Genomic DNA, 24,376 nt, shown 5'->3' with positions numbered 1-24,376 from the left:
CGCCACGCATCGAATTTGGTGCGCAGCGGGGTCACAAATTTTGATCGGCGGTCAGACTTTGACGCGCTCGGACTTGGGGTCATACATCGGTTTGAGAGAGGCTTCAGCTTTGACCTTCGTGCCCATTACATCAATCTCATAGGTTGAGGCGAGGACATCCGCCGCAGCCTCCCCCTTGCAGGGCACATATCCCAGCCCTATGGCCCCGCCCAGCGCGTGCCCGTAGGCACCCGACGACAGATACCCCACCAATTCGCCGTCCCGCAGGATGGGTTCGTTGTGGTACAAAAGCGGCTCTGGATCAGTGAGTTTGAATTGGACCATCCGGTTGTTCAGGCCCTGTTCGAGCTTGTCCAAAATAGCCTCACGTCCGATGTAGTTCGGCTTGTCCTTTTTGACGGCAAAGCCAAGGCCCGCTTCCATCACATGATCTTCGCAGGTGATGTCATGTCCAAAGTGGCGGAACCCTTTTTCGATGCGGCAGGTGTCCATCATGTGCATCCCGCAAAGTTTCAGATCCATGCTTTGGCCTGCGTCAAACAGGGTCTCAAACACATGGCCTGCCTGATCGGTGGAGACATAGATTTCCCAACCCAATTCCCCCACGTAGGTCACGCGGTGGGCACGGGCGACGCCCATGCCGATCTCAATCTCTTGGGCGGTGCCGAAGGGATTGGTGACGTTGGTAAAGTCATTGGGGCTCACGGCCTGCAGCAATTTGCGGCTGTTCGGACCCATGATCGCAAGCACGCCTTCGCCGGCTGTCACATCGGTGATGACGACGTTGAAATCACCCCGGTGGCGTTCCATCCATGTCTGATCCGCCAGACGTGTGGCGGCAGGTGTCACGACCAGATAGGCGGTTTCGGTCAGGCGGGTGACGGTGACGTCAGCCTCAATCCCGCCGCGTGAGTTGAGGAATTGTGTGTAGACGATCTTGCCATTGGGCACCGAATAATCGCCACCGCCCACGTAGTTCATGAAGGCTTCTGCGTCCGGCCCCTCGACGCGGATTTTGCCGAAAGACGACATGTCATACATGCCGACGTTTTCACGTACCGCCATGTGTTCTTCAGCAACGTTGTCGAAGAAATTCTGCCGTTTCCAGCTGTAGGCATATTCCGCCGTTTGCCCGTCACGGGCGAACCAGTTGGCCCGTTCCCAGCCGGACAGTTCGCCAAAAACCGCGCCCTGTTCTTTCAGGTGGTGATGAAACGGGGTGCGGCGGACGCCACGCGCTGTGTCTTTTTGACGGAAGGGGAAATGGTCCGCATAAAGCAGGCCCAACGTCTCTTTCGACCGTTCCATCAAGAAGGTCTTGTTGCCCATGAAGGGCTGCATCCGGCTGATGTCCACATCGCCCAGATCGAAGGGCTTTTCGCCCGCATCCATCCATTGTGCCAGCGCCATGCCAGCGCCCCCTGCAGATTGAATCCCGATGGAGTTAAAGCCCGCCGCGACCCAGACATTGTCCATCTCGGGGGCCAGCCCAAGGTGGTAGGCGTCATCGGGGGTGAAGCTTTCGGGGCCATTGAAGAACGTGTGAATGCCTGCCTCGGCCAGCATGGGCAGACGTTCGACCGCCTGTTCTAGGATCGGTTCAAAATGGTCGAAATCCTCAGGCAGTTGGTCAAATTCAAAATCCGCCGGGATCGGGCCCCAAGGTTTGGCGTTGGGTTCAAAGGCACCCAGCAGCATTTTGCCCGCGTCTTCTTTGTAATAGGCGCATTCGTCGGGCACGCGCAGCACGGGCAGCTGTTGCAGGCCCTCAATCGCTTCGGTCACGATGTAGAAGTGTTCGCAGGCCTGCAGCGGCACGTTCACGCCCAGCATCTGGCCAACCTCACGGCCCCACATGCCCGCGCAGTTGACCACGTGATCACATTCGATGGTGCCCTGACCGGTTTCGTCTTCCCAGTTCACGGCGGTGATCCGGCGGCCATCGCGCACAACACCCGCGGCCTTCACGCGTTCCTTGATCACAGCACCCCGTTGACGGGCCCCTTTGGCCAAGGCCAGCGCAATATTGGCCGGATCGCCCTGCCCGTCTTTGGGCAGATAGACACCGCCCACGATACCATCGATGTTGAGGTGTTCGTATTTCGCTTTCACCTCATCCGGTGAAATTTCTTCCACATCCACACCAAAGGCACGGGCCATCGCGGCCTGACGATAGATTTCCTCACGACGTTCTTCGGTCAGGGCTACTGTGATCGACCCGCAGCGTTTGAACCCGGTGGCGACGCCTGTTTCCTCCTCAAGCGTGCCATAGAGTTCTTGGCTATATTTGGCGAGCTTCGTCATATTCTGCGTCGCACGCAACTGTGCGATCAGACCCGCCGCGTGCCACGTGGTGCCCGATGTCAACTGCTTGCGTTCCAGCAGAACGACGTCCTGCCAGCCCTGTTTGGTGAGGTGATACGCCACCGAACAGCCAATGACACCGCCACCGATAATGACGACACGAGCGCGTGAAGGAAGATCAGCCATCTTGGGCCTCCATTAGATCAATCTGTGACCCGCCGCCCGGAGGCGGTTGGCAATTTCAGCAATATGTGCGGGGCTGACTTCGCAGCAGCCGCCGATGATGGTGGCCCCTTGATCGGCCCACGACATGGCGTGATCGGCGTAAACCTCAGGCGTGAAATCGCGCCGCGCGTTGAGGGCATTTACCGTGGGTTTGTGGCCCAGAAAGTCCTCGGTGATCTGTTCAAACCCGTTGGCATAGGCGCCGTAAGGTACGCCTGCGTCCTTCAGGACCTCCAGCGATTGTAGGATCACCTCAGGCGCAGAACAGTTCACCAGTACCGCATCCGCCCTAGCGACAGCTGCCACGCCATCCGACAGCGGCTCACCCGACCGCAGGACCGATCCGTCGCGGTCAGACACGGTGAAGGCGACCCAAACGGGCTTTCCAGCGGTCTTGGCGCCTTCAAACACGGCGCGTGCGTGGTCGACGGAGGCCACGGTTTCGCAAATGATCAGATCAAGGGAGGGGGCCAGAATCTGGGCGATTTCGGCGTATTTGGGAACGGCCACGTCATGGGCCGGGGCGATGTCAGCGCGGTAGCTTTGCACCAACGGGCCGATGGCCCCCGCCTTGCGGGTGTTGACCGCGGCGACTTCGCGCAGGGCCATGGCATGAAGGTCCGCGAAACGATTTTCCATCTCGGTTCCCTCAAGCCGGTCATGGTGAATGGCATAGGTATTCGTTGTGGACACAGTGGCCCCGGCAGCGGCGAAATCACGATGCACATCAGCCACCATGCCCGGATGATCGACCATCACCTGAGTGGACCACAAAGGTGTCGGGCGGTCGCCTGCACGGTGGATCAGTTCCTGCCCCATGCCACCGTCGAGAAGAGTAATGTCAGCCATGTCGTATCCCTTTCATCGAAGACGCGGCCACGCGTCTTCGACTGGTGTGTCTGATCTGGGCCCTATGCCCGGATGCGTTCGTTCTTGGGATCCCACATAGGTTGGTCTGCTTGCACGACGGCCTTGTGACGGGTGCCAAAAACATCCACCTCAACCTGTGTGCCTTCCGTCAGACAATCCGCCCGCAGCATGCCCAAGGCGATGCACTTACCCGTGCGATAGCCCATTGCGCAAGACGTGACCTCACCGACAATTTCGTCCCCGTGCCAGACGGGCGCCATGTAGGGCGCATCCTGATCACCGGGGTCCATCTCAAGGGTAACGAACCCTTTCTTGCGGCCTGCCTCAGCCTCGGCCTGCAAAGCCGCTTTGCCCGGGAAATCGACGGGTTTATCCAGCTTCACGAAACGGTCCAGCCCCCCTTCGAGAAGGGAATAATCGGTGGACAAATCGCCCTTCCATGCGCGGTAGCCTTTCTCAATCCGCATGGAATTGAGCGCATACATGCCAAACGGGGTGACACCGGCGTCGGACAAGGCATCCCAGATCGCAGGCATTGCGTCGGGGCTTGCATGAATTTCCCAGCCAAGTTCACCAGCAAATGAGACGCGGATCATGGCGCAAGGCTGACCTGCGACAGTGCCCTCCATGGATGCGGTCAGCCAGCCTTTGGACAGATCGTGACCATCCACCAAGGGGGCCAGCATGTCGCGGGCTTTGGGTCCGGTGACCAACAGGCATTCCACCTCTGTCGTGTGATCGGTGATTGTCAGACCGTCGGGCAGTTGACGCGAGAACACTTCAAAGTCGTGCCATTGGGCCAAGGCCGCCGTGATCAAGCCGACCTCGTCATCGGAATGCACCATGATAGACGTCTCCGTCAGGATACGGCCACGGCTGTCGGGGAAATACGCCAGGGATACGCGACCCGGATTGGGAAGGCGCGATGCAGACAGGCTGTCCACAAAATCCTTAGCGCCCGGTCCTTCGATCTTGTAGCGCGAAAAGCCTGTGATCGGCAGCATGCCACAGCCGTTCATGACGGCCTCAACCTCACGTTTGATGGCAGGTTCCCACGGGCCATTCCGGTCCCATGTCTGGGTGCTGTCCTCGGACGTGTCTTCACCGTCCTTGGCAAACCAATTGGCGCGTTCCCACCCGTTGTAAGCCCCGAATTGCGCGCCCGCGTCGGCCAGACGGCTGTGCAGGGTCGAGTGTTTCTTATCGCGCCCAGCAGGCCATTCATGGTGCGGGAAGTGCATGGCGTATTCGTGGCCATAGGTTTCCAACGCCTTGGACAGGCAATAATCGTGATCGGCGTAATCGGTGTAGCGGCGCGGATCGACGGACCACATGTCCATCTCGGTTTCACCATGCATGATCCATTCGGCCAGCACCTTACCGGCCCCGCCCCCTTGGGCGATGCCAAAGGTGAAGGAATGCGCCTCAAACGCGTTTTTCACGCCAGGCATGGGGCCAATCATCGGCAGGCCATCGGGGGCGTAAGGAATTGGGCCGTTGATGTTGCGTTCAACACCGCCCTCACCCAGGAGGGGCAGGCGTTCCATCGCGTCTTCGATGTAGAATTCCAACCGCTCCAGATCATCGGGATAGAGCTGGAACGAAAAGTCTTCGGGCATCGGGTCTTCGGGCGTCACCCAGTGGGCCTTACAGTTGCGTTCATAGGGGCCAAGGTTCAGCCCGTGTTTGTCCTGACGCAGGTAATAGCTGATGTCGGGGTCACGGATCATGGGCATCTTCTGGCCCTTTTCCTTGGTGTAGGCTTCAAGCTCTGGCAGTTGGCCAGTCAGGAAATACTGGTGGGACATAACGACCATAGGCACGGTGCGCCCGCCGAAAGGCTTGAACATCTCACCGACACGTTGCGCATAATAACCGGCGGCGTTGACGACAAATTCGCAGCGGATGTCGCCCTTTTCGGTTTTCACGATCCATTCGTCACCATCGCGGTCGATGCCGGTGACGGAGCAGAACCGTTCGATGTGTCCACCTGCATCCCGCGCGCCTTTGGCCATGGCTTGGGTCAGCTGTGCAGGGTCAATATCGCCATCGAGCGGGTCCCAAAGACCACCCGCAAGGTCATGGGTTTCCATGAAGGGGTTGTGTTCACGCAACTCATCCGGCGTGCAGACATCCATGGTCAGACCTTGGGCGCGCGCTTGGCCTGCGATCTTTTCAAACTCCTGCATGCGTTCTTTGGTGTGCGCCAGACGGATGGCGCCGGTGACGTGGTAGTTCATCGGGTAATCGACGTCATCGGCCAGACCGCGGTACATCTCAGCGCCGTAGCGCTGCATGTTCATGACGGCCCAGTTCGGGGCAAAGTTCGGCACATTGCCTGCGGCGTGCCATGTGGACCCTGCGGTCAGTTCGTTCTTTTCGAGCAGGACGCAATCCGTCCAGCCCGCCCGTGCCAAGTGAAACAGCGCGGACGTCCCTACGACGCCACCACCGATAATGACCACACGGGCCGTTGTTGGAAAATCTGCCATTGGTCTTGCTCCCTAGTATTTCTGTATCTGGGGGGGTCCGTCCCCGATCTCGCAGTAATCACCCTTGTCTTTGACAAAGATGTGCTTTTCTGTGTGCAGGCCCGTGGGGCCATCCAAAGTGCCCGTCGCGACTGAAACCGCGCCGTCATCGCCCGTGTGCATCCAAAAGAGCGACGACCCGCAGCGATTGCAAAAGCCGCGCTTTGCCGGCTGAGAAGACGCAAACCAAGTCAGCGTCTCATCCGAGGCGAGGGTAAAGTGTTCAGTGGCCACCTGTGTGGCCGACCAGAAATGATCGCTGGTTTTGCGACACTGGCCGCAATGACAGGCCACAGATGGGCGCGATTCTCCGGTCAACTGATAGCGCACACCGTCGCACAGACACGATCCGGATATCATCGCGCCGTCCTCCATCATCAGTACACCGGCGGCGCGATAACCCAGATCGCAACACATGGAACGTCATAAGGGTTTTCCCAACGGTAGGCCTGACCACGAATGCGAAAGCTGTCCCCTTGGTTCAGGTCATAGACCGTCCCATCGATGGAAATACGCATCCGGCCAGACACGATATAGCCGACCTCTTGTGTGGGGCGGGTCACGTCCTCAACCATGGCAGCGTTTGGTTCAAAGGTGGAATGCACCACCTCAAAATCATCGGTCAGGTCGGGCGACAACAGCTGTTCGACCAGACCTTCGGTGCGCGACCCAATGGGCCGCCGGGCGTCCGACCGCACGATGACGCCTTGTTCATGATCCGGGGCGGCAGACCGAAACAGGCTGGACACCGACACATCCAGCGCCCGCGCGATGTGCCGCAAGTCCGTGATCGAGGGTTCGGACAAATCCCGTTCAACCTGACTAAGCCAGCCGACAGACCGCCCCAACGTGTCACCCAGATCCGTCAAGGTCAGCCCCCGCGCCTTTCGTAAGGCACGAATGTCAGCACCCAAGGTGCGGCTTTCCGGCGGCAGATCGTGAATCACGTCAGGCAAACTCCCTCGCTGGGCTGAGCATTGCCACCCTGTCGTGAAATTTCAAAGGATTTTTTCATTTCCCCGCAAAAAATGCATCAAATGCAATTTTGGCGACAAATCAGCGCCTAAAAACGTCGCTTAAGATCGACGTGAGCGCCTCTGCGTCGTCTTGGGTAAAGGCATCCGGCTGGTCGCTGTCCAAATCGAAGACCGCGCTGACGTCATTTTGGGCGTTGAACACTGGCAAGCCCAGGTCGGACCGGGTGGAGGATGCGCAGGCGATGTGGCCCTCGAATGCGTCCACATCCGCGACCAGCTGCACCTGCCCTGTGCGCGCCGCGGCCCCGCAAACACCGCGGGAAAACGGAATTTGCAAACAGCCGTGCCCCCCTTGATAGGGGCCGATTTTCAACATGTCGGGTGCTGTGACGCGGTAAAAGCCGGTCCAGTCAAAGCGGTCATCGAAATGATGGATCTCACATACGACAGTTGCCATCAGGGCGACGGTATCGTCTTCGCCTTCGGTCAGGCTGGCAATGGTTTTGGCTAGGGTGGTGTAATCCGGCATCGGGGCCTCATGTGGGATGGGTGGCGTTTAGGTATTTTTGAACCAGAGAAACGCCAAGTGTACAGACCCTAAGCGGTTCACCGACCGTTAGGGACGAAAAACCACAATGTTGCCCCGAAGTTACCCAAACGTCACCCGATTCACCGGGCATTCCAGTACCTGTAGCTGCATAGGCTCATCCCGGCGTCGCGTTAACAGCCCCCACCCAGTGCGCGACGTCGGGGACTATGAGGCTTTCCCCCAAAGATACCCATGCTAGGTTCCGTTCAAAGACAACGGAGACACCCATGCGCGACTTTCAAAGCCCTGGCCGTTCGGCTGTTATTGCCGAAAACGGCATCTGTGCCACGTCCCACCCTTTGGCCGCGAAAGTGGCCGTTCAGATGTTGGAGGCCGGTGGTAACGCCATGGATGCCGCCATCGCCGGTGCCATTTTGCTGGGCCTGTGCGAACCACAGTCCACAGGGATCGGGGGCGATGCGTTTTGTCTGTTCAACCTGCCGGGGTCCGATGATGTTCATGCCATGAACGCATCGGGCCGTGCGCCTGCCGCACTTGAGGCCGCGACGTTGCGGGCGGAGGGGATGGATGTCCTGCCCCTCACCTCCCCCCATGCGATCAGCCTGCCAGGGGCGATGGACGGGTTCATCCAATTGGCCAAGGATCACGGCAAACTGGGCCTGAAGGCTTTGCTGGCCCCGTCGATCCACTATGCAGACGCTGGGATTCCGATCGCGCCCAAGGTCGCCTTTGATTATGCGCAATCAGGGGCAACACTGCATGGCGCGGGGCGCACGCACTATACGCTGCAGGACAAGCCGATGACCGTGGGCCAGATATTCCGCGCGCCCGGTCAGGCAGAGGTCCTGCGCCGCGTGGCCATGGAGGGCCGTGCGGGGTTTTACGAAGGCGAAGTGGCCGAAGACATGGTCGCATCCTTGAACGCTGCAGGCGGGTTGCACACCTTGGATGATTTCGCGTCCGTGCGGGCCGATTATACGGCGCCTGTATCAGGCACCTACAAAGACATAGAACTGGTCGAACATCCGCCTAATGGCCAAGGTGCGACCGCGATCCTGATGCTCAACATCCTTAAACACTTCGATATTGGGGGATTAGACCCCATGGGGGCCGAGCGCGCGCATCTTGAGGCCGAGGCCGCCAAACTGGCCTATGACACCCGCAACCGCGTCATCGCCGACCCTGATTACACCGCAAGGCTGGACCATATGTTGAGCGCTGAGACTGCCGCGAAACTGGCCAACATGATTGATCCCGCGTCCGCGATTCCGCCGTCCCTGCCCGGCGCGGAAGCTGTGCATCGTGACACGGTCTATATCACTGTGGTCGACCGCGACCGCATGTGCGTGTCCATGATCTATTCCATTTTCCACAGCTTTGGGTCCGGCCTTGCGTCCGATAAATTCGGGATCTTGTTCCAGAACCGCGCAGCAGGGTTCACCTTGGAACAGGGCCACCCGAACGAGGCTGGAGGCGGCAAACGGCCCATGCACACGATCATTCCCGGGATGGTCAAACGTGGTGGTAAGATTGAGATGCCCTTTGGCGTCATGGGCGGGGCCTATCAGCCCTGCGGCCACGCGCGGTTCCTGACAAATATGGAAGATTTCGGCATGGATGCCCAAACGGCCATCGACCGGCCCCGTTGTTTTGCCGAAGGGGACACGTTGAATGTGGAGACCGGCTATCCGGAAGCCGTCGCGCAGGCCTTGGCCGACAAAGGTCACACGGTCACCCGCGCAGACACCCCAATCGGCGGCGCGCAAGCGATCAAATTGCGTGAGGACGGAATGTTGGAAGGCGCGTCCGATCCGCGCAAAGACGGCATCGCGTTGGGGTATTAACGGATGCACTGGCACGCCTTGGCAAAACGGCTGGCGCGCACCGGTGGCCTTGCTTGCATGCTGGCGGGCGGACTTTTGACAGGTGTGGCAGTCAATGATGCGCTGAACGGTGTGCCGGATGCGACGTTGCAGGCCGCGATCAACGCCTCGATTTTCAGCTTTGGCGGGATGATCTTTTTCTGGTCGAAAAAGCCCTGACTAAACTGTCCTAGTTCAGCTGAAAATGCAGCGGGTACTGGCCGTCTTCGAATGGGCCAAACAGATCATCCAGATCGGGGTGATCGACGGGCTGGCCGGAATAGTCCGCCACGAGGTTCTGTTCAGACACGTAAGCCACGTAATAGGACTGATCGTTTTCGGCCAGAAGGTGGTAGAACGGCTGGTCCTTGGCGGGACGCGCCTCTTCCGGGATGGCCTCATACCAGTCTTCGGTATTGGCAAAAATGGCGTCCACATCAAACACCACCCCACGGAAGGGATGTTTGCGATGTTTGACCACTTGGCCCAGATGATATTTCGCGCGTGTCTTCAACATGGTTTCTTAGCCCCTTGGGCGTTACTAGACAAAGCGACCCGCATGAGTCCATGCGAAGTGGATAAAAATTAAGGAAACAAACTGTGCAACTGCTTTTCACAGTACTTGAAATCACCGCACCCGTGTTCCTGTTGGCGGCGGTCGGCTTTGTTTGGGTCAAGCTGGGCTATGAATATCGCGTTGAATTCGTGACCAGATTCGCGATGACGCTGTCGGTGCCTTGCCTGATTTTTGTGGCCCTCATGCGCACAGAAGTTGACGCAACGGCACTTGCGGCCCTGTCCGCGGCCAGCTTTGTGGCCTATGCGCTGGTGACTGTGGCGATGTGGGCTTTGGTGTGGGCCGGACGGCTGGACCGGCGCACGTTTCTGGCCCCGCTGATCTTTGGCAACACGGGCAATCTGGGCTTGCCGCTGGCGCTGTTTGCCTTTGGGGAGGTCGGGCTGGACTACGCTGTTGTGGTGTTTGCGGTCATGGCGATCTTGAGTTTCACATTTGGCATCTGGCTGGTGTCCGGCGGCGGATCACTGGTGAAAGTCATCAAGGAACCGGTCGTCGCGGCTACGTTGTTGGGCGCTTTGTTTTTATGGCAGGGCTGGCAGACGCCCACATTTTTGACCAACGCCTTGGATTTGGTGGGGCAAATGGCGATCCCGATGATGTTGATCACCTTGGGCGTCGCCGTGGCGCGGTTGCAGCCGTCGAATTTTGCTCTGCCCGCACTATTGTCCGCGCTGAAAGTGGCGCTTTGCGTCGGCTGCGCGTTGGTGGCGGGGCTTTGGTTTGGGCTGGACCGGACGGCGCTGGCGGTGCTGATCGTGCAGGTGGCGACACCTGTGGCCGTCACATCCTACCTGTTGGCGGAAAAGTACGGGGCCGATGCGGACAGCGTGGCGGGCCTTGTTGTCGTGTCGACGGTCATGTCGGTGATCACTTTACCGCTCATTCTGGCATTTATGATCTGACGGGCCCGCAATAGCGGTTCCCAGATCGGCCAGAACCCGCTATTCTTCGAGCAATAAAAAGACAAAACATAAGCGAGAGGCAGATGAGCAAACTCTATCTCGCGGGACTGCTGGTTCTAATTCTGGGGAGCTGCGGCACCCGGGACGGTTCAGCGCCGCGCAATCTAGACAACGCCTGTTCCATCGTCACCGAACGACCACATTACGTGCGCGCGCTGAAGGCAGCAGAACGCAAATGGGGCGTTGAACCCCATGTTCTGATGGCGATGATTTATCAGGAAAGTAAATTCATTTCCGACAACCGCCCCCCGCACGTCTATGCGCTGGGTGTGATCCCCACAGGGCGTCAATCCTCGGCCCTTGGGTATAGCCAAGCGTTGGACGGCACGTGGGAAGAATATATCGACCAAATCGGTGGGCGCGGGTCTGACCGCACCGACATTCGCGATGCGACCGATTTCATGGGCTGGTATATGTCGCTGACCGTGCAGGAAAACGGCATTCCGCTGAATGATACCTACAACCAGTACCTCGCGTATCACGACGGGCGGACAGGTTGGCGGCGCGGCACGTATCGCAGCAAGCCGTGGCTGGTGCGGATCGCTGGCGAAGTCCGCGACCGTGCCGTGATGTATGACGCGCAGCTGCGCAGCTGCAGCCGGTTCCGCTAAACCGACCAAATCAAAAAAGCGCGCCTCAGCTTAGGCGCGCTTTTCCCTATCTGACGGGCGGCGTGGGTCCTACTGGCCCCAGTTCCGCATCTCACGTTGGATGTTGAACAGGATATCGGGCACCGAGCCGTCCTTTTCCAAATCCCCCAAGATCACAGTCGTCTGCTGACCGGTGTCGTCGGTGACGATCCACTGGCGCAGTTCAACCGGACTGGCGGTATAGACCATCTGGATGTTGCCCAGTTCGGGCCGGTCGGGGTCTTGCGCGGTGATTGTCGTGGTCGTTCCGTCGCTCACATGGCGGGTGACCATGTCGGTGCGGGTCAAATCCACGTTGCGTTCCAGAATGATCTTCAGCGGTGTCTGGCTCAGGGGGTAGCGGTCCGCCCCACCGTCTGAGCGCGGATCGAAGATCGCGACCTGTCCACCGCCCGCGACGACCAGCGATTCCTCGGGCGGGTTGTATTCAAACCGCACACGACTGGGGCGCTTGATATAGACCGTGCCGGTCGAAATCGTGCCATCCGCGTTGATCTGGGTGAATTCGCTTTCCGCAGTGGTGAAGGAATTGAGGTAGTTGGACACCTGCGCCAGCGACAGCTGCTGGGCCTGTGACGGAGACGCCGCCAGCCCCGCAAGCGCGAGGGGGACGGCAAGAACGCAAAGTCGGCGAGTGATCTTATTCATGACAATTTACCTAGTGCGACGGTGCGGGGTTTGCACCTGTTGATGCAAACAAACATGGGGGGACCGCGCCGGTTAAGCGATATCACGCCGCCTGATATCCACTAACACCACAGTCTTCGGGCGCGGCCGAGGGGGCCACGCCCAGAAATTACTGCGCCTCAGGGATCAGAATTTCGCGTTTGCCCACGTGGTTGGCGGGGCTGACGACGCCTTCGTCTTCCATCTGTTCGACCAGACGGGCGGCTTTGTTGTAGCCAATCGCCAGTTTGCGCTGGATGTAGCTGGTCGAACATTTGCGATCCTTGGCGACGATGGCCACAGCCGTATCATAAAGCGCGTCTTCGCCGTCGGTGTTGCCACCCAGACCCAGTACCGCGTCAATGCTGTCTGCCTTTTCATCCGCAGGGCCTTCGACGACGCCGCTGAAGTATTCGGGCGGCCCGTATGCCTTGAGGTACGTCACGATTTCCTCGACCTCTTCATCAGAACAGAAGGGGCCGTGAACGCGCGTGATCTTGGAGCCGCCTGCCATATACAGCATGTCACCCATGCCCAGCAGTTGTTCGGCGCCCATTTCGCCCAAGATCGTGCGGCTGTCGATTTTCGACGTGACTTGGAAGGAAATCCGCGTGGGGAAGTTGGCCTTGATCGTGCCGGTGATCACATCCACCGACGGACGTTGGGTGGCCATGATCAGGTGAATGCCCGACGCACGGGCCATCTGTGCCAGACGCTGGATGCAGGCCTCAATCTCTTTGCCGGCGACCATCATCAGGTCGGCCATCTCATCGACGATGACGACGATGTAGGGCATTTTTTCCGGTGTCAGTTCTTCGGTCTCAAACACCGGTTCACCGGTGTCATCATCAAAACCGGTCTGCACAGTGCGGGAGAACATTTCCCCCTTGGCCAAAGCATCCGCCACGCGGCCATTGTAGCCGTCGATGTTGCGCACGCCCATTTTGGACATCTTGCGGTAACGTTCTTCCATCTCACCCACGACCCATTTCAAGGCGACCACGGCCTTTTTCGGGTCCGTCACGACGGGCGACAGAAGGTGCGGGATGCCGTCGTACACGCTGAGGTCCAGCATCTTCGGGTCGATCATGATCAAGCGGCATTCGTCCGGTGTGAGCTTATAGAGCAGCGACAGGATCATCGTGTTGATGGCCACGGATTTACCTGAACCGGTCGTACCTGCGATCAACAGGTGGGGCATTTTCGCAAGGTTCGCGATGATCGGCTCACCGCCGATATCCTTGCCCAAAGCCAGTGGCAGCTTCATATTGCTGTCGCCAAAATCGCGGGCCGACAGCATTTCGCGCAGCACCACCATTTCGCGGTTCTCATTGGGCAGTTCGATGCCAATCACACTGCGGCCAGGCACGGTGGACACACGGGCGCTGAGCGCGGACATGGACCGAGCGATGTCGTCAGACAGGCCGATCACGCGGCTGGCCTTCAAACCGGGGGCCGGTTCAAGTTCGTACATGGTGACAACGGGGCCAGGGCGGACGCTGACGATTTCGCCTTTGACGCCATAGTCATCCAGCACGTTTTCTAACATGCGTGCGTTTTCTTCCAACGCCTCATCGGACAGCACATGGCGCGTCACTTCTTCAGGCGAGGCAAGAAGGCCGAGGGGCGGCATTTCATAGGCCGGACGGTTGTCTTCGAATTTCAAGGCAGGCTGGGCCTCGGCCTTGGCTTGGGTCGAGGGCTGGATCGCCTTGCGCGGCGGGTGCTGCACCACGGATTTGGGCGCTGCCACGGGAATGGGGGCGGGCTGCGGCACGGGCGCGGGCTGCGGCACGGGCGCGGGCGTAAAGGCTGCAGCGGGGGTTTTGATCGGTGCTGCTGGCACGGCCACCTCTGCCACGTCGAAATCATCGACGACGTCCGCCATGGGGGCTTCCATCATGGGGGCTTCCGCAACCGGCGCATCAGCTTGCGCCAAAGCCTCACGTTGTTGGGTGTTCAGAACCAGCGGCCGCGGGCCGGAGGCCACGGGCGGTTCAACCCGCGCGGGCTGCATGCGGCTGGCGATGGCGGCCGTCACGGCAGGGTTAACGCCGGGCTTGGTGGCGATCTGAACCTCAGGCACCTGACCACTGCGTTGCCGGACGGCGTTGGCAATGCGCGCCGAAATCCGGTCCGTGTCGGCGGCAGGCACATCGGCGGCGGTGGGCTGTTCGACCAGCTCAGGCTCAGGCATGGGGTCGGACCGCTTAAGCAGCGACTTGAACAATCCGGGCTTTTGCTCTGCCTCGGTGGACCGGGCGGGGGCCACGAGGAGGGCGGGGTCGTACGCAGCCGGGGCCGTAGGCAAATCATCTACAGGATCAAAATCTTCATACCGTGTGGGCATCGCGGGATTGGCCCGCACGACTGCGGCCACACGGGCGGTTTCTTCGGCCAGAGACGGGGCGGGCACGGCACGGGCGGCGGCCAGTTCGGCCTCATACTCGGCCTTTTCTTGGCGCGACAGGTCTCGACGTTCCTGCACCTTGGCCCCCAGTGCCTGCGCACCTGCGTAAGAGGCGGACGCCGTCATGCCCAACACGCGCAACAGGGCGGAATAGGCAACGATGACGCCAACCAACAAGAACCGGCCCAGACGGCGGATTTCGGCCATCGTAAAGCCAAGCGCAAACGCCATGAGGGCCAGCACGCCCAGACCCATCAGGACGGACATCAGTTTGACGCTGAATGTCGTGCCGAAGGGCAAGATCGTCAGGATAATCGACAGGACCATATCGCCAAAATGGCCACCCAGCCCGAAACTTTCGTCCCAACCCGCACCCGGTGACAGGGTGGCGGCATAGATCGCAGTGCCAGCAATGGCGATGGGCGCAAAGACCACACGGCCCAGCGCGCGGTCTTGGCCATAGTGCAGTGTAAACCGCAGACCCCAGGCCATCAGCACGACAGGCACCATCCACGACGCATAGCCCACGATCATGAACAAAGCGGCAGCGAAGGACGCACCCGGACGGCCCAGCCAGTTCTGCACAGGGGCATCGGTGGCTGACATGAAATTGGGATCATCTGGCGCATAGGACCACAGCATCAACGACACCATCAGGCCCGCGATGAACAGGCCGATGCCGATCAGTTCACGTCCACGTTTTTCAATGGCCGCTTGCGTGGTGCTGTCCAACAGGGGGTCGCGCTGTCGCGATTGATAAGATGCCATGTGCCTGTTCCCTTACGTATACAACCGGTCGCGGATGATCGTCAGACCGTGCCGTGTTTGTTCTTTTGGGGCGACCAAAGCCACCCGGATATATCCCTGCCCCGGATCCATGCCGTCGATGGGACGGCTGAGGTACGCGCCGGGCAAGACCCGCACGCCATCCTCGCGCCACAGTTTGAGGGTTGCGGCCTCTCCGTCATCGACGGGCAGCCACAGAAAGAACCCTGCCTCGGGGGAGCTATAAGAATTAACGCCTTCAAAAATCCGGTCCGCATCATCGAACTTTTCAGCGTAAAGCCGGCGGTTTTCGATCACGTGATCTTCGTCATTCCACACAGCAGCCGCGACACGTTGCAATGGCATGGGCAAAGGCGCACCGGCGTAGGACCGAAGCTGACGCATTTCTTTAATGTTCTTGGGGCCTGAGGCCACAAACCCCGACCGCAACCCTGCAAGGTTCGACCGTTTGGACAGCGAATGAAACACGACAACCCGTTCAGGGTCACAACCGGTATCGACCACAGCCTCAAGCGCGCCGGTGGGCGGTGTGTCGCGGTAAATCTCGGAATAACATTCGTCTGCGAAAATCTTGAAGTCGTGCTTTTCGGCCAGACGGATCAAGTCCGCCCAATAGGCTTTGTCCGCGACAGCCCCTTGCGGGTTGGCAGGCGAACAGATGTAGCAGATCGTGGTCCGGTCCAACACATCGTCCGGCAAGGATCCATAGTCGGGCAGATGCCCCGTTTCGGCGGTGGCAGGCACCAGAACCGGATCAGCGTTCACCGACAGGGCCGCAATCGCATAGACCTGATAAAACGGGTTGGGCAACAGGACGACCGGCTTCTGGCCGTTCTTCACCTCAGGCGCGACGGCCATAGCCGCGTTGTACAGACCCTCACGTGTGCCATTGAGCGCCATGACACGATCAGGTGTCACATCCACGGAATAGCGCCGCGTGATCCAGCCACAAATCGCGGCCAGCAATTCGGGCGCGCCTTCGTTGACGGGGTATTTGTTAAATTCACCCACGGATTTCGCAAGCACATCCGCCACAAAATCAGGGAACGCGTGCTGCGGTTCGCCAATGGTCATGTTGATCGGATCGCCGCCCGGTTCATGGACGTCGAGCAAAGCGCGCAAGCGCGGCCACGCATAGGCCGGTAGGTTCGAAAACCGCTCGGGGTACATCATTACTGCCTCAAGATGCGGCCTCATTGGCGGGCCGCTTTTGTCCAAAGTAGCCCGAGGGCCGTGTCGCTGTCCACAAAAAGGACGCAATGTCCGGCACTTGTGTGGCTTTTAGGCCAAAGCGGCCTCAACACTGGCAGCGATCCGCAACATTCGCGCGTCAGAACCCGCAGGCCCGTTTATCAACAGCCCCACAGACGGCACCCCCGTGGGTACGGCGATTGATGCGCCGCCCATCAGGTTGGCCACCCGTGTGTTGCGCAGTGTCAGCAGGTTTTGGTCTTTGTAATAGACGTCATCGGTCATCAGACGGTCCGCGTCGGGCGGCATATTTGCCGCGCCGGGGCAGAGCACGGCATCGTAGCCTGCGATCCAATCGTCATAAGCTTCGCGGATGTCACGCAACTCATCCCAAGCGGCCAGGTATTCATGGGCCAGTACGTCGCGCCCGCCGCGCACCCGTTCGAGGATTTGCGGAAACATCTTATCTGGCGCGTCTTCGACATACTCTGCCCAGTTGGCATAGGCGTCGGCGGTATACAGCGGCAGAGACATCTCAAACGCGCGGGGCAGCATGGGGGCGTGGACCTCTTCGATGATAGCCCCCGCTGCGCTGAGCTTTTCCAGCGCCGCCGCATAGCCCGTCATCGACGCATCCGCCACATCGTCCAGCACGACCGTTTGCAGCGCGGCAAATCGCATGCCCTTCAGGGACCCACCGGCTAGATCGACGGGCTGGCCCCCCTCCAATGCGGCCAGCATCAGTGCTGCATCTTCAACACTGCGACACAGGGGGCCCACCGTATCAAACGCCGAACACAAAGGCACGACGCCATCGAGGGACAGCCGCCCGTGGGTCGTCTTGAGGCCCACCAGATCATTCCAGACCGACGGAATCCGCACCGATCCGCCGGTGTCAGACCCCACAGCCGCCGCCGCCAAACCAAACGCCACGGAGGCCGCCGCCCCCGAAGACGACCCCCCCGGCACCGCGTTTTCGTCGTTCACGCAAGGCGGGGTCGCCGTGATCGGGTTCAAACCCAAGCCGCTGAAGGCGATTTCGGACATATGGGTTTTGCCCAAACACACGAGGCCCATGCCGGTGGCCACGCGTAAAACCTCGGCATCAGCCTCGGGCACGCGGCCCGCCATGAGGGCGGTTCCGGCTTCTGTCCCCACACCAGCGGTGTCGAACAGGTCCTTCCAAGACACAGGCACCCCATCAAGGGGCGACAAACGCTGGTTTGCTTCGGCGCGCAGGCTGGCGGCGCGCGCCTCATCCCGTGCGCGGTCGGCGGTGACGCGGGCATAAATCCGGTCAAGGTGGGGGTGGGTGTCGATGGCGGCCAGATAGACCTCACACAGGTCCACAGGGTCAATCTCACCCGCCGCAATTCCGCGCCCCAAATCTGCCGCTGTCGCCCAAAGCCATTCCTGCATCGCGTCCTCCATTTCAGACCAAACGGTAGCGACCAAGCAGCACAGGAACAATCCCACCCATGGACATTCAAACGCGGTGGCGCATATTGCCTCTCATGACCACACACACAGATATTGCCATCGTTGGCGGCGGGCTGAACGGATCGGCCTTGGCCCTTGGATTGGCCCACATCGGCCTGAACGTGACAGTGATCGACGCCTTGCCCGCCCCGACCCGCAAGCTGGGCGATTTTGACGGGCGGTCCTATGCGCTGGCGCTGGCATCCATGCGGCTGCTGCGCGGTTTGGGGTTGTGGGACGCGGTCAAGGACACCGCCCAGCCGATGCTTGAAATCAAGGTGACCGATGGGCGCGCGGGCGAAGGACCGTCACCTTGGATGCTGCACTTTGACCACGCCGAGATTGAAGAAGGCCCCATGGGCTATATGGTCGAAGACCGCCACCTGCGCCGCACCCTACTGGACGCCATGGATGCGTCCGCACAGATCACGCAGATCAACGACGACCGCGTGGTGGACCAGTCCACTGGGCGTTTGGTGCTCGCCTCTGGCACGATCCTGACGGCGGGGTTGATCATCGGCGCCGATGGCCGTGCGTCGGGCACGGCAGAGCGCGCAGGCATCAAGCGGACAGGCTGGGGATACGGGCAAACCGCGATCGTCTGTGCCGTTGACCATGAAAAGCCCCACGGCGGCATTGCACATCAGTTCTTTATGCCGGGCGGACCGCTCGCGATTTTGCCGCTGACCGGCAATCGGTGTTCCATTGTCTGGTCCGAAACGCAGACCCGCGCGGCTGAGGTTATGGCCATGGACGACGATGCGTTCCTTGATGCGTTGCGCCCTGCGTTTGGTGATTTTCTGGGGGAGATTTCCCTGACCGGACAGCGGTTCAGCTATCCACTGGGTCTGACATTGGCGCATCAATTTATCGCGGACCGGCTGGCATTGGTCGGGGATGCGGCGCATGGGGTCCATCCGATTGCGGGTCAGGGCCTGAACGCCGGGTTGCGCGATATCGCGGCATTGATCGATGTTTTGCAAGATGCCAAAGCGCGCGGTGAGGACATCGGCAGCGCCGCTGTGCTGGCCCGCTACGAACAATGGCGCCGGTTTGATACGGCGACCCTTGCCGTTGCGACAGACACTTTTAACCGATTGTTTTCAAATGATAACCCGCTGCTACGCGCGGTGCGCGATGCAGGCATGGGTCTGGTGAACGCCGCCCCGAAACTGCGCCGCAGTTTCATCCGCGAGGCCGCTGGCCTTACCGGGGATCTGCCTCGCCTGATGCGCAGCTAGGACCCGCGGTTCCCGCGACCCCAACCTGATCGGTCCGGGTCCGCAGCCCCCTGCGGGATCGGTCCGCTTAGTCCGATTTTGCGCAACACAACGGATGTGACGACACGATCCTCCCAATAGGTCGGGTCGTCTTTAATCGCAGTGGGCAGCCTATCCTTGCGCAAAACACGTTGCCGTGTCGTTTTCAATTCGACCGTCGCCTCATAGCCCACGGGGTTTAGCCGACCGGTCAGATAGCCCTCACGCAATTGGCGTTCACGATCTTCCAGTCTGCGCTTGTGGGCGCGGATCATGGCAAGTTCGTCAGCGGGGTACAGATTTGGCAACATGATAACTCCTCCTGTCCCTGTTATGGAACATCGAGGTTTCTGACAGGTTAACCGTTCAGTCCTTGTCGGTGGATCGCGCTTCATCAATCAGCAAAACGGGAATTCCACCGCGGATCGGGTAGGCGAGGTGAGCGGCCTTGCTGACCAACTCATTGCGTTCGGCGTTGTAGCTGAGGACCCCGTGGCACTGCGGACAGACCAAGGCTTCCAACATCTTGGGGTCGAACGCCTTCTCCGGATCTGTCATTGCATCATCCGTCGTTCATCATCCCCGCCGTGCAGGGCATATTCGATCAGAGTGATCAAGGTTTCGCGTCGGGTTGAAAGGGAGGGTGCTTCAAGAAGGGCCTGACGTTCCTCGGGCTCAAACGGGCAAAGCATGGACAACGAATTGATAAGCAACTCGGGCTCCGCCTCCTTGATGCCGTCCCAATCGGTGCTGAGGCCGCGTTCTTCGAAAAATCGTTCCAAAAGATCCATCAACGCGGCGCGGTCCAAACCGGGGTCGGTTTCTTCCCCGCCCAAATCGGCCTCAAACCCTGTCCATTCGATCTTGGCGCGACGATAGGGGGTAAAGCCCTCGACCTCTTCGCGCAGTCGAAACCGCGACATGCCGGACAACGTGATCATGTACCGGCCATCGTCCGTCTCAGACATGGCCGTCACCCGCCCCGCGCATCCGATGGATTGCAGGCGATCCTCCCCGTTGGGCTGAATCATTCCGATCATCCGATGTTCGGTCTTCATAGCATCATCCAACATCGCCAAGTAGCGAGGTTCGAACAAATGCAACGGCAATCTGGCCCGCGGCAGGAGCAAGGCACCAGGCAGCGGGAAAATCGGGATCACGTCGGGTAGGTTGGTTGGCTTTACCATATGAAGGGAACTAGGCCGCGCAGGGCGTCAGGCAAATATCATTGATGACAACTTGCGCCGTCCGTTCAAAACCACCGGATCAGTCGGTTTGAGCGCGTCAAAAATCATGAACAGCTGCGACTTTGCAGCCCCGTCATTCCACTCACGGTCGCGGCGGAACAGATCAAGCAATTGATCAACGGCGGCCTCTGTCTCCCCCGCGCCTTGGAGCGCCACGGCGTAGTCGAACCGCGCCTGATGATTGCCTTCGTCCGCATCCACGGCCGCGCGCAATTCGGCCACGGGGCCTGCATCTTGCGCCTGTTTGGCCAGATCAACAGCGGCGCGCGCGGCCTCGACCTCAGCTGCGTCGTGAATTTCGGCGGGCACGCCGTTCAAAACAGCCTCCGCTTGCTCAAGATCATCCATCGCCAGATAGGACCGGATCAAACCACCGGCGGCCCCTGCATGATTTCCGTCTTCTTCCAGAATGGCGGCAAAGGTTTCCGCTGCATCCGCCGCTTCGCCTTCGGCCAACATTGCCTCGGCTGCGTCCATCGCATCATCCAGCCCATTGTCCGGCTCACCGGCTAGATCAGCGATCTTGGTCACAAAGGCCTCAACCTCACTGGGGGGCAAAGCGCCTTGAAATCCGTCAACAGGCTGGCCGTTGAAGAACGCATAAACCGTTGGGATCGACTGCACCCGCAGCTGGCCTGCCACGGCTTGGTTCTGGTCCACGTCGACCTTCACCATCCTGACGCGACCGCCCAGTTTCTTGACCGCCTCTTCCAATGCAGGGCCCAGCGTTTTGCACGGGCCACACCACGGCGCCCAGAAATCGACGATCACCGGCACCTCTTTGGACGCCTCAACGACATCTTCCATAAAGGTCGCATCGCCACCGTCCTTGATCAGGTCGGTTGCGGGGGCGTCTGTTCCACCAAGCTCAATCATCGCTCAACTCCGTCGGGGCAATCAATTTTGTCTCTATATGGGCAGGCCACCCCAAAAGGCAAAGGCCTTACGTCAAAGATCAAAGGTCGCGAAAACCGGGGCGTGGTCGCTGGGCTGTTCCCATCCGCGCACATCCCGCAGCACACGGCTGGAATGGGCCGCGTTTGAGATATCGGGCGTGGCCCAGACATGATCCAACCGGCGGCCTTTGTCGGCGGTGTCCCAATCGGGGCTGCGGTAGGACCACCAACTGTAAAGCCGCCCTTCGGGGATATCCTGCCGCGTGACATCCACCCATTTGCCCGCGTCCTGCGTGTCCGCCAGATGTTCCACCTCGATCGGGGTGTGGCTGACGACCTTGAGCAGTTTTTTATGATCCCACACGTCATCTTCGCGCGGGGCAATGTTCAGATCGCCCACGAGGATCGCCTTTTCGGGCGCGTTGGTGCGGAAATAATCCCGCATCTCGGTGAGGTAATCGAGCTTTTGGCCAAACTTGTCATTCACTGTGCGGTCCGGCTTGTCGCCCCCCGCAGGCACGTAGAAATTATGCACGGTCACGCCGTTCTCAAGCCGCCCCGCAATGTGGCGCGCATGACCAAGCGCGGCGAAATCCTCTGCCCCTGCTTCCTCCATCGGAATTTTGGACAGGATAGCAACCCCGTTGTAGCCCTTTTGCCCGCGCGCCACCATGTGGGCGTAACCCAGCGCCTGAAACTGCTCCAAAGGGATTTTATCGACGGGGCTTTTGCACTCTTGCAGGCACAAGACATCGGGCGCCTCGTCCGACATCAACCGCGCCACGAGGCCTTCGCGCAGACGGACCGAATTGATGTTCCAAGTGGCAAGGGTAAAGGACATGGGGCAGGCTCCTGAAGGCTAAGGGTCTACGCGGCGTCCAACCACTGGCCGACGCGTGCCAGCCCTTCTTTCAGCACATCGCGCTGACATGCAAACCCGATTCTGACGTAGCCTTCGCGGCCCAGCGCCGATCCGGGTGTGAACATGACACCGGTGTCCCGCAAAAGGGAAACGCACAGATCGTAGGACACCATCGGCACATCCAGCTTCACAAAGGCCGTCGTGCCAGCCTTTGGTTCCACGAATGAGGCCTTGGGCTGGACCGCCACCCAATCGCGTAACACGGCCAAATTGCCCCGCGTAATCTCACGCGATCTTTCCAACACAGTATCTTTCGCGCCCAACGCCATGGCGGCAAAATAATCATCTACCATGCCGACACTGATGGTGGTGTAATCGCGGTGGACCTCGCAGTCATCTAACAGGGCCTCCGGCCCCACGATCCAGCCCAGACGAAGCCCCGCAAGCGAATAGGCCTTGGACGTGGATCCGGTGGAAATCCCTTTGTCGTAGACCTCGACAATCGACGGCACCGGGTCACCCTGTTCGGTGCCGCGATAGACCTCATCACATAGAACCCACGCGCCCACAGATCGCGCAATCTGGGCCACGCGCTCCAATCCCGCGCGGTCGATCAATGCACCCGTCGGGTTATTGGGATTGGTCAAGGCAATCACCTTTGTCGCAGGCGTCATCGCCGCAGCCACGGCGTCCCAGTCTGGCAGCCAGCCATCGACCTCCTGCAAGGCAACCTCCGTCACCTCAGCGCCTAACGATCGCGGGATCGCTGTGTGCTGCTGATAGGTCGGCGTGATCGCGACCACATGGTCGCCCGCACCCACAAGCGTCTGATAGACCATATGATTGGCCCCGATGGTGCCATGGGTGATCAAGACGTTTTCCGCCCGCTGCCCGTGGAACAATCCGGCAACCAGACCACGCAAACGTGTCGATCCTCTGATCTCTCCATAGGTCATTTTCATCTGCGCCAGATCGCCCGGCATTTGCTGCGTCGTGCCCGCCATTTGCATCAGCTCGGCCAAGGTCAACGACGCCACACAGGTCTCCGCCAAATTCAAGGCGCACTTGGTCTCCCAAGCGTTCATCCACTGCTCAACCCCAAACGGTTCAATCTTCATCACCGGCTCCCTATCCTGCTCCCTGACCATACCGCGCGCAGCCTGTCTTTGTCTCAAAAATATCCTGGGGGGAGGCCGAAGGCCGGGGGGCAAAGCCCCCTTCCCCGCCCGCGGCACGCGCAAACCCGAACCCATAAAAAAACCCCGACCAAAAGGCCGGGGCAAGTCCAACAGGGAGGTGGTGATATAACCCCATCACCAAGGGTATTTCTGTGGAAACCTCAGGCCACCAACCGGTAACCGCCGCTTTCCGTCACCAACAAACGCGCGTTGGAGGGATCTGGTTCAATTTTTTGTCGCAGACGGTAAATATGTGTCTCCAACGTGTGGGTGGTGACACCCGCGTTGTAGCCCCAGACTTCGTGCAACAACACGTCGCGGGCCACCACGCCTTCCGTCGCACGGTAGAGAAATTTCAGGATGTTTGTCTCTTTCTCGGTCAGACGAATTTTCTTTTCGTCCTCTGTGACAAGCATCTTTTGCGCAGGCTGGAATGTATATGGCCCCAACGTGAACACCGCGTCCTCGGATTGCTCATGTGTCCGCAACTGGGCACGAATTCGCGCCAGCAGCACAGGGAATTTAAATGGCTTGGTCACGTAATCATTGGCACCGGCATCAAGACCCAAAATGGTATCGCTGTCGCCATCATGGCCGGTCAACATCACGATCGGGCATTTCACGCCTTGCTTGCGCATCAGGCGGCACAATTCTCGTCCGTCAGTATCTGGCAGGCCCACGTCAAGGATCACAAGATCGTAAAGACCTTCCTTGGCCTTGGTCATCGCCTCGGCCCCATTGCCGGCCTCAAAGACATCAAAGTCCTCGGTCATCAACAGTTGTTCGCCCAGCGCCTCGCGCAGGTCCTCGTCGTCATCGACAAGCAAAATCTTCTTGAGTTGTGCCATTTCAGCGATCTCCTTCTTGCCATTAGACATGGCGGGGCGCATC

At 59.7% G+C, this 24,376-nt stretch carries 23 protein-coding genes; 5 read left to right on the top strand and 18 right to left on the bottom strand.

Features of this window, described 5'->3' with window-relative positions; translation table 11 throughout:
- Window positions 1–51 precede the first annotated feature (51 nt).
- From ACTG36_RS02475 to ACTG36_RS02450, 6 genes are all read right to left on the bottom strand, one after another.
- Window positions 52–2,490, bottom strand: a complete 2,439-nt coding sequence (locus ACTG36_RS02475; RefSeq protein WP_375280686.1) for a GcvT family protein — start codon at window positions 2,488–2,490, stop codon at window positions 52–54.
- Window positions 2,491–2,502: 12 nt separating this feature from the next.
- The gene (locus tag ACTG36_RS02470; RefSeq protein WP_375280687.1) at window positions 2,503–3,378 is read right to left on the bottom strand and encodes a homocysteine S-methyltransferase family protein; all 876 of its coding nucleotides are present in this window, start codon (window positions 3,376–3,378) and stop codon (window positions 2,503–2,505) included.
- A gap of 62 nt (window positions 3,379–3,440) precedes the next feature.
- Window positions 3,441–5,891 (bottom strand): GcvT family protein, encoded by a 2,451-nt coding sequence (locus ACTG36_RS02465; RefSeq protein WP_375280688.1) that lies wholly within the window; start codon window positions 5,889–5,891, stop codon window positions 3,441–3,443.
- Window positions 5,892–5,903: 12 nt separating this feature from the next.
- Window positions 5,904–6,347: a GFA family protein gene (locus tag ACTG36_RS02460; protein ID WP_375280689.1), complete on the bottom strand. Its 444-nt coding sequence runs from the start codon at window positions 6,345–6,347 to the stop codon at window positions 5,904–5,906.
- Complete coding sequence (locus ACTG36_RS02455; RefSeq protein ID WP_375280701.1) at window positions 6,308–6,877, bottom strand: helix-turn-helix domain-containing protein; 570 nt, start codon at window positions 6,875–6,877, stop codon at window positions 6,308–6,310. Before ACTG36_RS02455 ends, ACTG36_RS02460 begins: the two co-directional genes overlap by 40 nt.
- A gap of 109 nt (window positions 6,878–6,986) precedes the next feature.
- Window positions 6,987–7,436 carry a GAF domain-containing protein gene (locus tag ACTG36_RS02450; protein WP_439141342.1) on the bottom strand — a complete coding sequence of 150 codons (450 nt, stop codon included), beginning with the start codon at window positions 7,434–7,436 and terminating at the stop codon, window positions 6,987–6,989.
- A 287-nt stretch (window positions 7,437–7,723) separates the two neighbouring features.
- Between ACTG36_RS02450 and ACTG36_RS02445 the strand changes: the two genes are divergently transcribed.
- Both ACTG36_RS02445 and ACTG36_RS02440 read left to right on the top strand, forming a co-directional pair.
- Window positions 7,724–9,301 carry a gamma-glutamyltransferase family protein gene (locus ACTG36_RS02445; RefSeq protein ID WP_375280691.1) on the top strand — a complete coding sequence of 526 codons (1,578 nt, stop codon included), beginning with the start codon at window positions 7,724–7,726 and terminating at the stop codon, window positions 9,299–9,301.
- Between the two features lie 3 nt (window positions 9,302–9,304).
- Window positions 9,305–9,499, top strand: a complete 195-nt coding sequence (locus tag ACTG36_RS02440) for a hypothetical protein (RefSeq protein WP_439141340.1) — start codon at window positions 9,305–9,307, stop codon at window positions 9,497–9,499.
- A 10-nt stretch (window positions 9,500–9,509) separates the two neighbouring features.
- Here ACTG36_RS02440 and hspQ read toward each other — a convergent pair whose 3' ends face one another.
- Window positions 9,510–9,836, bottom strand: coding sequence for a heat shock protein HspQ (gene hspQ / locus ACTG36_RS02435; protein WP_439141338.1), 327 nt, complete (start codon window positions 9,834–9,836; stop codon window positions 9,510–9,512).
- 83 nt (window positions 9,837–9,919) lie between these two features.
- On the opposite strand from hspQ, the gene ACTG36_RS02430 reads away from it, so the two are divergent.
- Both ACTG36_RS02430 and ACTG36_RS02425 read left to right on the top strand, forming a co-directional pair.
- Window positions 9,920–10,801 carry an AEC family transporter gene (locus ACTG36_RS02430; RefSeq protein ID WP_375280694.1) on the top strand — a complete coding sequence of 294 codons (882 nt, stop codon included), beginning with the start codon at window positions 9,920–9,922 and terminating at the stop codon, window positions 10,799–10,801.
- An 83-nt stretch (window positions 10,802–10,884) separates the two neighbouring features.
- On the top strand, window positions 10,885–11,472 hold the full coding sequence (locus ACTG36_RS02425; RefSeq protein WP_375280695.1) for a transglycosylase SLT domain-containing protein: 588 nt from the start codon (window positions 10,885–10,887) through the stop codon (window positions 11,470–11,472).
- A 69-nt stretch (window positions 11,473–11,541) separates the two neighbouring features.
- Here ACTG36_RS02425 and ACTG36_RS02420 read toward each other — a convergent pair whose 3' ends face one another.
- From ACTG36_RS02420 to ACTG36_RS02405, 4 genes are all read right to left on the bottom strand, one after another.
- Window positions 11,542–12,159 carry a LolA family protein gene (locus tag ACTG36_RS02420; RefSeq protein ID WP_375280696.1) on the bottom strand — a complete coding sequence of 206 codons (618 nt, stop codon included), beginning with the start codon at window positions 12,157–12,159 and terminating at the stop codon, window positions 11,542–11,544.
- A gap of 148 nt (window positions 12,160–12,307) precedes the next feature.
- Entirely contained in the window at window positions 12,308–15,355 is a 3,048-nt protein-coding gene (locus ACTG36_RS02415) for a DNA translocase FtsK (protein WP_439141336.1), read from the bottom strand.
- Window positions 15,356–15,367: 12 nt separating this feature from the next.
- Window positions 15,368–16,543, bottom strand: coding sequence for an aminotransferase class I/II-fold pyridoxal phosphate-dependent enzyme (locus ACTG36_RS02410; protein ID WP_375280702.1), 1,176 nt, complete (start codon window positions 16,541–16,543; stop codon window positions 15,368–15,370).
- A 111-nt stretch (window positions 16,544–16,654) separates the two neighbouring features.
- Window positions 16,655–17,983, bottom strand: a complete 1,329-nt coding sequence (locus ACTG36_RS02405) for an amidase (RefSeq protein WP_439141334.1) — start codon at window positions 17,981–17,983, stop codon at window positions 16,655–16,657.
- A 95-nt stretch (window positions 17,984–18,078) separates the two neighbouring features.
- Between ACTG36_RS02405 and ACTG36_RS02400 the strand changes: the two genes are divergently transcribed.
- On the top strand, window positions 18,079–19,284 hold the full coding sequence (locus ACTG36_RS02400; RefSeq protein WP_375281085.1) for a UbiH/UbiF/VisC/COQ6 family ubiquinone biosynthesis hydroxylase: 1,206 nt from the start codon (window positions 18,079–18,081) through the stop codon (window positions 19,282–19,284).
- Here ACTG36_RS02400 and ACTG36_RS02395 read toward each other — a convergent pair.
- The 7 genes from ACTG36_RS02395 to ACTG36_RS02365 all read right to left on the bottom strand — a co-directional run bounded on the left by ACTG36_RS02395 (window position 19,281) and on the right by ACTG36_RS02365 (window position 24,333).
- On the bottom strand, window positions 19,281–19,613 hold the full coding sequence (locus tag ACTG36_RS02395) for a hypothetical protein (RefSeq protein ID WP_375281086.1): 333 nt from the start codon (window positions 19,611–19,613) through the stop codon (window positions 19,281–19,283). The genes ACTG36_RS02400 and ACTG36_RS02395 overlap by 4 nt on opposite strands.
- Window positions 19,614–19,668: 55 nt before the next feature.
- Window positions 19,669–19,860 (bottom strand): Trm112 family protein, encoded by a 192-nt coding sequence (locus tag ACTG36_RS02390; RefSeq protein ID WP_375281087.1) that lies wholly within the window; start codon window positions 19,858–19,860, stop codon window positions 19,669–19,671.
- Window positions 19,857–20,489, bottom strand: coding sequence for an LON peptidase substrate-binding domain-containing protein (locus tag ACTG36_RS02385; protein WP_375281088.1), 633 nt, complete (start codon window positions 20,487–20,489; stop codon window positions 19,857–19,859). The genes ACTG36_RS02390 and ACTG36_RS02385 overlap by 4 nt, the downstream gene beginning before the upstream one ends.
- A gap of 27 nt (window positions 20,490–20,516) precedes the next feature.
- Complete coding sequence (trxA, locus tag ACTG36_RS02380; RefSeq protein ID WP_375281089.1) at window positions 20,517–21,425, bottom strand: thioredoxin; 909 nt, start codon at window positions 21,423–21,425, stop codon at window positions 20,517–20,519.
- Window positions 21,426–21,497: 72 nt separating this feature from the next.
- A complete protein-coding gene (locus tag ACTG36_RS02375; RefSeq protein WP_375281090.1) occupies window positions 21,498–22,286 on the bottom strand; it encodes an exodeoxyribonuclease III in 789 nt (262 codons plus the stop codon).
- Between the two features lie 26 nt (window positions 22,287–22,312).
- Window positions 22,313–23,425, bottom strand: coding sequence for an aminotransferase (locus ACTG36_RS02370; protein ID WP_375281091.1), 1,113 nt, complete (start codon window positions 23,423–23,425; stop codon window positions 22,313–22,315).
- Between the two features lie 221 nt (window positions 23,426–23,646).
- Window positions 23,647–24,333, bottom strand: coding sequence for a response regulator transcription factor (locus ACTG36_RS02365; protein ID WP_235225594.1), 687 nt, complete (start codon window positions 24,331–24,333; stop codon window positions 23,647–23,649).
- Window positions 24,334–24,376 lie beyond the last annotated feature (43 nt).

Source organism: Pseudooctadecabacter sp. (assembly GCF_965657175.1).
Classification (GTDB): domain Bacteria; phylum Pseudomonadota; class Alphaproteobacteria; order Rhodobacterales; family Rhodobacteraceae; genus Octadecabacter.
The sequence above is the reverse complement of the archived record's forward strand: the minus strand, read 5'-3'. Positions and strand labels throughout refer to the sequence as shown.

Coding starts and splice junctions, on each gene's coding strand:
- ACTG36_RS02475 (WP_375280686.1), bottom strand. CDS start 2,490: ATGGCTGATCTTCCTTCACGCGCTCGTGTCGTCATTATCGGTGGCGGT.
- hspQ (WP_439141338.1), bottom strand. CDS start 9,836: ATGTTGAAGACACGCGCGAAATATCATCTGGGCCAAGTGGTCAAACAT.
- ACTG36_RS02460 (WP_375280689.1), bottom strand. CDS start 6,347: ATGTGTTGCGATCTGGGTTATCGCGCCGCCGGTGTACTGATGATGGAG.
- ACTG36_RS02390 (WP_375281087.1), bottom strand. CDS start 19,860: ATGACAGATCCGGAGAAGGCGTTCGACCCCAAGATGTTGGAAGCCTTG.
- ACTG36_RS02370 (WP_375281091.1), bottom strand. CDS start 23,425: ATGAAGATTGAACCGTTTGGGGTTGAGCAGTGGATGAACGCTTGGGAG.
- ACTG36_RS02450 (WP_439141342.1), bottom strand. CDS start 7,436: ATGCCGGATTACACCACCCTAGCCAAAACCATTGCCAGCCTGACCGAA.
- ACTG36_RS02420 (WP_375280696.1), bottom strand. CDS start 12,159: ATGAATAAGATCACTCGCCGACTTTGCGTTCTTGCCGTCCCCCTCGCG.
- ACTG36_RS02440 (WP_439141340.1), top strand. CDS start 9,305: ATGCACTGGCACGCCTTGGCAAAACGGCTGGCGCGCACCGGTGGCCTT.
- ACTG36_RS02385 (WP_375281088.1), bottom strand. CDS start 20,489: ATGGTAAAGCCAACCAACCTACCCGACGTGATCCCGATTTTCCCGCTG.
- ACTG36_RS02445 (WP_375280691.1), top strand. CDS start 7,724: ATGCGCGACTTTCAAAGCCCTGGCCGTTCGGCTGTTATTGCCGAAAAC.
- ACTG36_RS02425 (WP_375280695.1), top strand. CDS start 10,885: ATGAGCAAACTCTATCTCGCGGGACTGCTGGTTCTAATTCTGGGGAGC.
- ACTG36_RS02465 (WP_375280688.1), bottom strand. CDS start 5,891: ATGGCAGATTTTCCAACAACGGCCCGTGTGGTCATTATCGGTGGTGGC.
- trxA (WP_375281089.1), bottom strand. CDS start 21,425: ATGATTGAGCTTGGTGGAACAGACGCCCCCGCAACCGACCTGATCAAG.
- ACTG36_RS02395 (WP_375281086.1), bottom strand. CDS start 19,613: ATGTTGCCAAATCTGTACCCCGCTGACGAACTTGCCATGATCCGCGCC.
- ACTG36_RS02400 (WP_375281085.1), top strand. CDS start 18,079: ATGACCACACACACAGATATTGCCATCGTTGGCGGCGGGCTGAACGGA.
- ACTG36_RS02405 (WP_439141334.1), bottom strand. CDS start 17,983: ATGCAGGAATGGCTTTGGGCGACAGCGGCAGATTTGGGGCGCGGAATT.
- ACTG36_RS02375 (WP_375281090.1), bottom strand. CDS start 22,286: ATGTCCTTTACCCTTGCCACTTGGAACATCAATTCGGTCCGTCTGCGC.
- ACTG36_RS02365 (WP_235225594.1), bottom strand. CDS start 24,333: ATGGCACAACTCAAGAAGATTTTGCTTGTCGATGACGACGAGGACCTG.
- ACTG36_RS02470 (WP_375280687.1), bottom strand. CDS start 3,378: ATGGCTGACATTACTCTTCTCGACGGTGGCATGGGGCAGGAACTGATC.
- ACTG36_RS02415 (WP_439141336.1), bottom strand. CDS start 15,355: ATGGCATCTTATCAATCGCGACAGCGCGACCCCCTGTTGGACAGCACC.
- ACTG36_RS02410 (WP_375280702.1), bottom strand. CDS start 16,543: ATGTACCCCGAGCGGTTTTCGAACCTACCGGCCTATGCGTGGCCGCGC.